The organism is Pseudorhodoplanes sp., assembly GCF_035565855.1.
Lineage (GTDB): Bacteria > Pseudomonadota > Alphaproteobacteria > Rhizobiales > Xanthobacteraceae > Pseudorhodoplanes.
In genome coordinates this window covers 23,546-32,710 of the sequence record NZ_DATMRX010000270.1, presented here as the reverse complement: position 1 = coordinate 32,710, position 9,165 = coordinate 23,546, and the positions used below count along the sequence as shown (strand labels likewise).

At 63.9% G+C, this 9,165-nt stretch carries 9 protein-coding genes; 4 read left to right on the top strand and 5 right to left on the bottom strand.

Annotated elements, in window-relative coordinates:
• Window positions 1-112: 112 nt before the first annotated feature.
• Genes VN004_RS15540 through VN004_RS15530 form a run of 3 tightly spaced genes read right to left on the bottom strand, consistent with a single transcriptional unit; the run spans window position 113 to window position 2,606 of the window.
• Window positions 113-1,048 (bottom strand): glycerophosphodiester phosphodiesterase, encoded by a 936-nt coding sequence (locus VN004_RS15540; protein ID WP_325611800.1) that lies wholly within the window; start codon window positions 1,046-1,048, stop codon window positions 113-115.
• 19 nt (window positions 1,049-1,067) lie between these two features.
• Window positions 1,068-1,829, bottom strand: a complete 762-nt coding sequence (locus VN004_RS15535; RefSeq protein ID WP_325611796.1) for a sulfite exporter TauE/SafE family protein — start codon at window positions 1,827-1,829, stop codon at window positions 1,068-1,070.
• 15 nt (window positions 1,830-1,844) lie between these two features.
• Entirely contained in the window at window positions 1,845-2,606 is a 762-nt protein-coding gene (locus tag VN004_RS15530) for a sulfite exporter TauE/SafE family protein (protein ID WP_325611793.1), read from the bottom strand.
• Between the two features lie 203 nt (window positions 2,607-2,809).
• Here VN004_RS15530 and VN004_RS15525 point away from each other — a divergent pair, with 203 nt between their 5' ends.
• Together VN004_RS15525 and VN004_RS15520 are read left to right on the top strand one after the other, a co-directional pair.
• Window positions 2,810-4,720, top strand: a complete 1,911-nt coding sequence (locus VN004_RS15525; protein ID WP_325611790.1) for a propionyl-CoA synthetase — start codon at window positions 2,810-2,812, stop codon at window positions 4,718-4,720.
• A 158-nt stretch (window positions 4,721-4,878) separates the two neighbouring features.
• Window positions 4,879-5,397 carry a nuclear transport factor 2 family protein gene (locus VN004_RS15520; RefSeq protein WP_325611786.1) on the top strand — a complete coding sequence of 173 codons (519 nt, stop codon included), beginning with the start codon at window positions 4,879-4,881 and terminating at the stop codon, window positions 5,395-5,397.
• A gap of 292 nt (window positions 5,398-5,689) precedes the next feature.
• Here VN004_RS15520 and VN004_RS15515 read toward each other — a convergent pair whose 3' ends face one another.
• A complete protein-coding gene (locus VN004_RS15515) occupies window positions 5,690-5,839 on the bottom strand; it encodes a hypothetical protein (protein ID WP_325611783.1) in 150 nt (49 codons plus the stop codon).
• 123 nt (window positions 5,840-5,962) lie between these two features.
• Here VN004_RS15515 and VN004_RS15510 point away from each other — a divergent pair, with 123 nt between their 5' ends.
• Window positions 5,963-6,187, top strand: a complete 225-nt coding sequence (locus tag VN004_RS15510; protein WP_325611781.1) for a hypothetical protein — start codon at window positions 5,963-5,965, stop codon at window positions 6,185-6,187.
• Between the two features lie 171 nt (window positions 6,188-6,358).
• Window positions 6,359-7,543 (top strand): DUF1236 domain-containing protein, encoded by a 1,185-nt coding sequence (locus VN004_RS15505; protein WP_325611779.1) that lies wholly within the window; start codon window positions 6,359-6,361, stop codon window positions 7,541-7,543.
• A 530-nt stretch (window positions 7,544-8,073) separates the two neighbouring features.
• Here the strand turns inward: VN004_RS15505 and VN004_RS15500 are convergent.
• Window positions 8,074-8,634, bottom strand: coding sequence for a L,D-transpeptidase (locus VN004_RS15500; protein ID WP_414710321.1), 561 nt, complete (start codon window positions 8,632-8,634; stop codon window positions 8,074-8,076).
• Between the last annotated feature and the right edge of the window lie 531 nt (window positions 8,635-9,165).

Below are 9,165 nucleotides of genomic sequence, written 5' to 3'. Positions count from 1 at the left end.
TCATACGGAGTCAGGTCCTGGGGCGTTTTCGCCATTGGTCGCTTTCCTCTTGGTCTTTGGCGCGACGTTAGCGAACAAATTTTCGGCCGTCATGTCGGCTCGCTGGACTCAATCAGCCCGCCGGCACTGGCTCGGGCGCGGTGACCCCTTCGGGCAAGGCGGCGCGGGCGCGATCGGGATAGTCGGAAATGATCCCGTCGACGCCAATCCGGTACATGCGTTCGAGATCGGCCATTTCGTTCACGGTCCAGGGGATGACCTTGAGGCCGAGATCGTGCGCCTCCTTCACCAAGGCCGTGGTGACGTTGAGATAACAGGGCGACCAGACCGCCGCTTCGGCGGCCTTGACGAGGCGCGGCACCGAGCCGCCGTAATCGTCGATGTCGAGGCCCGCGGTCCAGGGCGAAGGACCGGGCCGATGGCGCAGGATATTGTCCTCCTCCGGACTCTCGACCGTCAGGCAGACGCGTTCGATCTCCGGCGCGATGCGCCTTGCGATCATCAATGTGCGCCAGTCGAAGCTCTGGATGCTGGCGCGTGCGCTGAGACCTGCGTGGCGTATCGCTTCGACCAGCGCGGTTGCGAAAGTGTCGGGATCGGGCGTGTCGGTGCCGGATGTCGGGGTGAGCTTGGTCTCTATATTGAACCGGATGTGATCGGCTCCCGCTCGCTTCACGAGATCGAACACGTCGGTCAGTCTCGGAATGCGGATGTTGTCGGCGCCCTTCTGCATCGGAAAGCCCGCGGCATAGGCGCTGCCCGGCCGGAGGCGCCCGACATCGTATCGCTGCAATTCGGCGAAGGTGAGCGAGCGGATCGCCGGGCCCTGTTGTTTCAGGAATGCGCCATCGGGGCCGCGGGTGTGATCGGGATTGAGACAGGAATCGTGGCTGACGACGAGGATATCGTCGCGCGTCATTGCGACATCGAGTTCGAGCGTGGTGACGCCGATTCTCAGCCCGGTCTCGAAGGCGAGAATGGTGTTCTCCGGCGCGAGCCCGCGGGCGCCGCGATGGCCCTGCAGATCGAGGCTTCTGATCGATGCCATCCGAAGACCGGGCGTGGCGTCATCCGCGCAGCAAGCCGGTGACGCCCTGCCACAACAGCATCACCGAGACGCAGAACACAATGCTATACGCGATCCGGTAGAATAACTCGACCGGCGTGATGCGGACCAGCCAGATGCCGAGCGCGTTCGAGGCGACCGCGATCGGCAACAGCACCATCGAGGTGGCGAAATTCACCGTCGAGAACTGGCCGAGCGCGAAATAGGGCCCGATCTTCAGCGCATTGACGATCGCAAAGAAGATCACGGTGGTGCCGACCAGCGTCATCTTCGGCAGCCGCTGCGGCAGCACATGCACCTGATAGGGTGGACCGCCGGCTTGCGAGAGGAATGAGGTAAAGCCGGAGACGCTGCCCCAGAACAAGCCGCTCAGCGCGGTCTTGCGGCGGCCCTCGGCCGGGATCGGCGTCAGCACCGAATAGATCACGAAACAGATGCCGATGACGCCGATGCTGACCCGCAGCACGTCATCGTTCACATAGGCGGCGAAGCCCCAGCCCAGAGCCATGCCGACGATGGCGCCCGGCAGCATCACCTTCAGATTCCATGGATCGAAGTCGCGCCGGTACCACCACAGCGAGATGACGTCCTGCACGATCAGCACCGGCAGAATGAGCGCGGCGGCCTCGAGCGGCGGCAGGTAGAGCGCGGTGAGCGGGGTCGCGATGACGCCTATACCGGCAAAGCCGCCCTTCGACAGGCCGAGCGCGATCAGGGCCGGGATCGCGACAAGGTAGAACAGGGGGTCGGTGATGATGGCCATCGGCAGCACATTGGCTCAGGCCGCAAAAGCCGTCAGGCCGTTCCGGATGAGTTCGAGGGAAATCGCGAAGGTGATCACATACACGATCTTGTAGAACATCGCCTGCGGCGTGACGCGCACGAGCCAGATGCCGAGATAGTTCGTCGCGATCGCAAGCGGAAAGAGCGCGGCCGAGATCCAGAGATTGTCGGTGGTGAACTGCCCGAGCGCGAAATAGGGAATGACCTTCGCCAGATTGGTCGCCGCGAAATACATCGTCGCGGTACCGGCGAAGACGAGCTTCGGAAGATGCTGCGGCATCATGTGGACCTGCCAGGGCGGTGCCCCGGCATTGGCGAGCGTCGATGTGAAGCCCGAGAGCGCGCCCCAGAACACGCCGCTCGCGGCGCTTGGGCGGATGCCGATGTCGCCGCCTGCGGGGCCGAACCAGCGCCACAGGACGAAGGTCACGCCGATGACGCCGACCGCGAGGCGCACCGCCGCATCCGGGACATAAGCCGCGAGCAGGCCGCCGGCCGCGACCCCGATCAGACCGCCGGGAATCAGCACTTTCAGATTCCAGGGGTCCCAATCCCGGCGGTAGGCCCAGACCGACACCACGTCCTGCACCAGAAGGATCGGCAGCATGATGGCGACCGCCTGGAGCGGCGGCACGACCAGGGCCAGGAGCGGGGTGCCGACCATGCCGACCCCGGTGAAGCCGCCTTTGGCAAGGCCGACCAGCGTCACTGCGATGACAGCGGCGAGCCAGAACAGAGGATCGGTGGGGAGGTTCAAGGAAGGGGTCTCGTTTTGCGGCGGATCAAATACGAGCCGACGCTTCGCCACTACTGCAAATTGCGAATGGCGCGCCTGCATGAGGCTTGTTCCGGCCTCGGCTCGGACGCGGGACCGGCCGGCGCTTGCCAATTCATGTTCGCAATCTGACAATTGCGAAAAGTCGCCCCGTGCCGAGGCGCGCAGGGAAGGGGACCTGAAGGATGAATGCCAACACCAAGAGCCGCTACCACGAAGTCTATGCGCAGTGGCAGCGCGATCCTGAAGGCTTCTGGGCTGAGGCGGCGAGGGACATCGACTGGTACGAGCCGGCGAAGAAAATCTTCGATCCCGCGATGGGTGTATATGGCCGCTGGTTCGCGGGCGGCGTCATGAACACCTGCTACAACGCGCTCGACCGCCATGTCGCGCGCGGCCGGGCAAAACAGACCGCGCTGATCTACGATTCTCCGGTGACCGGCACGATCGCCTCCTTCACCTATGAAGAGATGCTGTCGGAGGTGTCGACGCTCGCCGCGATCCTGAAGGATTTCGGTGTCGGAAAGGGCGACCGCGTCATCATCTACATGCCGCTGGTTCCGGAAGCGGTGTTCGCGATGCTGGCCTGCGCGCGGATCGGCGCGGTGCATTCGGTCGTGTTCGGCGGATTCGCGGCGAAGGAATTGGCCAAGCGCATCGACGACGCCAAGCCGAAGCTGATCCTCACCGCAAGCTGCGGCATCGAGCCGGGCCGCATCGTGAAATACAAGCCGCTGCTCGATGAGGCGATCGCGATGGCGGAGTACAAGCCGTCCGCGTGCATCGTGTTGCAGCGTCCGCAGGAACAGGCGCCGTTGATCGCGGGCCGCGATCACGACTGGGCGACGCTGCGGAATGCTGCCGTTGCCGCGAAGAAGACCGCGGATTGCGTTCCGGTGCTCGCCACCGATCCGCTCTACATCCTCTACACGTCAGGCACCACCGGCATTCCGAAAGGCGCCGTGCGCGACAATGGCGGACACGCGGTCGCGCTCAAATGGTCGATGAAGAATCTCTACGATGTCGATCCGGGCGAAGTCTGGTGGTGCGGGTCGGATATCGGCTGGGTCGTCGGGCATTCCTACATCGTGTACGGCCCGCTCATTCATGGCGCGACCTCGATCATGTATGAGGGCAAGCCGGTCGGCACGCCGGACGCGGGCGCCTATTGGCGGGTGATCTCGCAGCACGGCGCGGTCGCTTTCTTCACCGCGCCGACGGCATTTCGCGCGATCAAGAAGGAAGACCCCGAGGGGACCTTCCTGCCGAAATACGACCTGTCGAAATTCCGCGCGCTGTTCCTCGCCGGCGAACGCGCCGACCCGCCGACCGTGCAATGGGCGGAAGAGAAGCTGCACAAGCCGGTGATCGATCACTGGTGGCAGACCGAAACCGGATGGTGCATCGCCGGCAATCCGATGGGGCTCGGCCTCCTTCCGGTCAAGCATGGCTCGGCGACGGTGCCGATGCCGGGCTGGGACATTCGCGTCGTCGACGAGAGCTGCAAGGAGGTGCCGACCGGCACCATCGGCTCGATCGTCGCGAAACTGCCGATGCCGCCCGGCGCTTTCCCGACGCTGTGGCAGCAGGATGAGCGCTTCCGCGAAGCCTATCTCGACGAATTTCCCGGCTACTACAAAACCGCCGATGCCGGCTTCAAGGATGAGGACGGCTACGTGCATGTGATGGGCCGCACCGACGACATCATCAATGTTGCCGGACACCGGCTCTCGACCGGCGGGATGGAAGAGGTGCTGGCCTCGCATCCGGATGTCGCCGAATGCGCGGTCATCGGCATGGCGGATCAGCTCAAGGGCGAGGTGCCCTGCGGCTTCGTCGTCCTGAAGGCTGGCGTCACGCGCGATCAGGCCGAGATCGAGAAGGAGATCGTCGGCCTCGTCCGCGAGAAGATCGGACCGGTCGCCGCATTCAAGCTCGCCATCACCGTGCCGCGGCTGCCGAAGACGCGCTCGGGCAAGATCCTGCGCGGCACCATGAAGAAGATCGCCGACAACGAACCGTGGACCATGCCGGCGACGATCGAGGACCCGAAGGTGCTCGACGAGATCGGGGAAGCGGTGAAAAGCCGGAGCTGACGGGCATAGCGCTGGCTGTGCCCGCGCGCCTTCGAAAGTTCCGCCGGCTCGCGTTCCGCGGCGCGCTTGTTTGTGGCTCCAACCCTTGATTGTGGTTCCCAACTTTTGAATTGATCAAAGTCATTCCAAGCGGCTGCGGCCTGCGTTATGAAGCCGCCATGGTGAGAAATACGGCCTGGACTGAAAAAGAAGACGCCATCCTTGCCCAGGCGGTGAAGGACAATGTCAGTCCACTGCGCCTCGCGGCACGTCTTGGCCGCTCGCTGAACTCCATCAAGCGCCGCATCCGGGAGCTCGGATTGAACGGCGCGCGTGCTCCGGGAAGCGCGGCCAGCGCAGCGTTTCAGGTGAGCCGCTGGATGGGAGCGGCGAAGTCGGGCGACCTTGCCGGTCTGATGGACATGTATCGTGCAGACGCGACCTTGGAATGCGCGTGTACGGGACCTGCGGTTTACGCCGGCAGCGAGGCCATACGCCAATACTGGGCACCGAAGCTGCGCGATGCCGCCCCGCTCGCTTTCTCCCTTCTCCAAACGAAAGAGGAGAATGGACGGATCTCGGTCGATTATCTGAGCTTCGAGGCAAAGCCGGTGCGCATGTTCATCACCCTCGACGAGGCGGGAAAGATCGTCCGCTCGATCTGCGGCCCGCATTTATGCACGAAGTCGGCTGCCTAAAGCACATCAGCTTTTCAGAAGGGGTCGCTCGTTCCTGGAAGCAGCCAACCTCTCCCTGTCATCGCCCGCTTTCCCTGTCATCGTCCGCGATCCAGTACACCATCCGCTTCAGGAATTTACTGGATGCCCCGCTTTCGCGGGGCATGACAAGAAACAGCAGGCGATTCCACTCACTTGAAATCGCTTCAGCTCAGCGCATAACAGGCGCCTCCGATCATCAGCAGGACCGCGAGCAGGACGGTCACGGCATCATGAGCGTCTTCGACGCTTTGCCGGCGATAATGATTCAGATTCATTGCGACACGTCCCGGGACGAGAGGTGGATCTCCGGCGACGAGCCCTGCATCGCGTAACCTCCGTCCGTCGCCTCCGACACCGAAAGGCCGATTGCGAAAAACGAAGCGGCGCAAAGGATTGCGCCGGCGCAGACCAGATATTTCATCGTTCGACCTCCTGTGGGCCCGCAACGAAAAAGCGCCGTCAACGTTCCCGCGCCGCATTCAGGAAATGGCATGGAACGTCGTCGTGGGTTCGTGGTTGGAACGGCGCCAACAAGGAGGACGACATGCGTATTGCACTCGCCGCCGCGCTCGCGGTTGCAGTCTCCACGTCTGCGTTCGCGCAGACCGAGTTCTACGTCGTGCAGGACGTGAAGACGAAGCGCTGCACGATCGTGGACAAGAAGCCGACGACGACCACCGAAGTGACCGTGGTCGGCAACTCCGTGTACAAGACCCGCACCGAAGCCGAATCCGGCATGAAGACGGTGAAGGTCTGTACGTCGAACTAGGCGATCACCTTCCAGAGGTGAATGAAGGGGAGCTCGCAGGAGCTCCCCTTTTCGTTGGCGGCGAGCGTTGATGGATGCCGTTCCCAATGCACGGTCAGGGAACGTTGATTGCGGCTGCAGGTTGGGGCGTTGAGCGCAGCATGTGCGCACAATTCAAAATTCGGAGGTTACATGAGACACGCAACACCCATGGGGGCGCTAAAATCGTTGCTGCTCGGCAGCGCTGCGCTCGCGATCGTGGGCCTTTCGCCGGCAGCGTCACAGGACCGCGCGCCGGGAGCCGGCGGACAAGGCCCCGCCGCGCAGTCAAAAGATGCGGCGCCGTCCAGGGACGCACAGCCATCAGTACGCGACAATCGCCCATCGCCGCGGGCGCAGGGCGTCGAACGCGGCACGACAGGGCAGGGCACGCCTTCGCCCTCCGCGCAATCGGACGATGCAAGCCCGCGCGCCAAGCCGGATCGCGACGGCGGTGCGACCGCCCCGGCCAACCGGGCACAGGACAATGCACGCCCGTCCAAAGGCAATCAGGCGCAGGATCGCGATTCCAAATCCAATCGCAACCAGGCGCAAGACCGCGATGCGCAGCGCGATCGCAACCAAGCGCAGGATCGCGACAGCACGCGGGATCGCAATCAGGCCCGCGACCGCGACACCAAGCGTGACCGCGACGAAGCACGCGATCGCGATACCAAACGGGACCGCGACGAAGCGCGTGACCAGAATAACGATCGCACGCGCAGCCGCGACTCCGCTCGCGACAATGACCGGCAGCAAAATCGCGACGCTGCAAGGTCCGGCGATCGTCAGGTGACCGAGCAGCAACGCACCCGGATCTCGGCCTCGATCCGGCAGGCCAATGTGCAGCCGCTGCGCAACGTGAATTTCTCGGTTTCGGTCGGCACCGTGGTGCCGAGCAGCGTGCGGTTCTATCCGGTGACGCCCGCCATCGTCGAAGTCTATCCGCAATATCGCGGATATCAGTTCGTCGTGGTCGAGGAAGAGATCGTGATCATCGAGCCGCGCACCCGCAAGATCGTTACGGTCATCGATCAGGGCGGGTCCGGGCGCACCGCAAGCCGCAGCAAGAGCAGGCTGTCCCTGACCGAGAAGCAGCGTGACGCGATCCGCCGCGCTGCGGTTCAACGCAGCACCACCGGCAGCGCGCGCACGACCGTCATCGAGCGTGACTACGAGATCGGGGACGATATTCCCGAAGCGGTGGAAATCGAGGCCTTCCCCGAGACAATCTATACCGAGGTGCCCGAAATCCGAAGTTACCGCTACGTGGTGCGCGAGGACGATGTTTACGTCATCGACCCGCGTGAGCGGCGCGTGATCGAAGTCATCCGGTAGACGGCCTGTCATCCGACGAATTTTCCGGATGTCCCGCCTTTGCGGGCATGACATCGGATGTGGCTCGCAAAAAAAACGGCCGGGCGTCTTGCCCGGCCGTTGCTGCTGTCTCGGATCGGTGCGTTGCGGCCCGTGTTCAGCGCTGCACGATGACTGCCGCACGCAGGCGCTGACCGGGACTCATCGCGACGCATCCCGCGATGAAATGTGCAACTCCGGCGATGCCGGCTGAATCGCATAACCCCCGTCCGTCGCCTTCGACACCGCAAGGCCGATTGCGAAAAACGAAGCGGCGCAAAGGACCGCGCCGGCGCACACCAGATATTTCAACATTCGATTCTCCGTGGCCCGCGTCCAAGACGCTCGGTCGACGTTGCCGCGCCGGACTGACACAGCGGCGGGGACCATCGCGACTTGGCGGGACTCAGACTTGGCGGTACTCAGACTTGGCGGGACTCATATGAAAGAGGCCGGGCGTCACGCCCGGCCGTTTTGGTTCGGCCGATCAGCGGCGCGTCGCCGCTGCCGGTTCAGCGCTGCACGATCACCGTCGCGCCCATGCGTGTACGATTGTAGAGGTCGATCACGTCCTCATTGGTCATGCGGATGCAGCCCGAAGACACTTCATGTCCGATCATCCAGGGCTCGTTGGTGCCGTGGATGCGATAGAGCGTGTCGCCGAGATAGAGCGCGCGCGCGCCCATCGGGTTTTGCGGGCCGCCTTCCATGTGACGCGGCAGGTTCGGCTGGCGGCGCAGGATTTCCGGCGTCGGCGTCCAGCTCGGCCATTCGCGCTTGTCGGACACTCTGGAGACCCCGGACCACGCCGCGCCTTCGCGTCCGACCGCGACCGCGTAGCGGATCGCCTGGCCGTTGCCGAGGACGTAATAGAGGCGCTTCTCGCGATGGCGGACGATGATCGTGCCGGGTGCGTAATTCTCCTTGAATGTCACCGTCTGCCGCGGAATGACGCTGTAGAACCGGCCAAACAGCAGGTTCGGCCGCGAGCTATAGGCGGGGGCCTGCGGATAGTAGGTCGGGGCTGGTGTCGCCTGTGCCGGCGCCTCCGGCCGGTTTTCGAGGCCCCACATCGCGCGCATCCGTTCCTGCCAGGTCCGCGGTTGCTGCGATTGCTGGTGCGGCTGCGGGCGCCGTGCCACCGGACGGGTCGCGGGCCGGCGGTTCTGAGCCGCCTGACCTTCGGACACCGGATCGACCGCCGCCTGTGCGGGCGGGAGCTGCGGTTTTGGATTGGCGGAAGGCGCGACAGCGGTTTCCGCAGGGCTGGCAGCCGCAACGCGGGTCGGCGCGGTCTCGGCCGACGCATGAGAGGCGGCGAAAGCCAGCACCGAAATCGTTAGAAGAGCTTGAAATTTCATGGAAATTCCTCGCGGCACCCCTGCCGACAGGGGCGGACATTATCTACGCCATCGCGCTGTACAAGTGCAGCGAAGCCACAACGGGACACGATCACAGGGAGGACGCTCGAAGCGCAGGTGAATACCGCCTGAGTCGCGCGAGACTATCCACAAATTTTTTCAGAGTAGATCGTCCGCGCCCCTTGGCCTGGACCGTGCGCTGTGGCTCGTGACGGCGGCGGCGTTGTGCGATGCAGCGGCGCA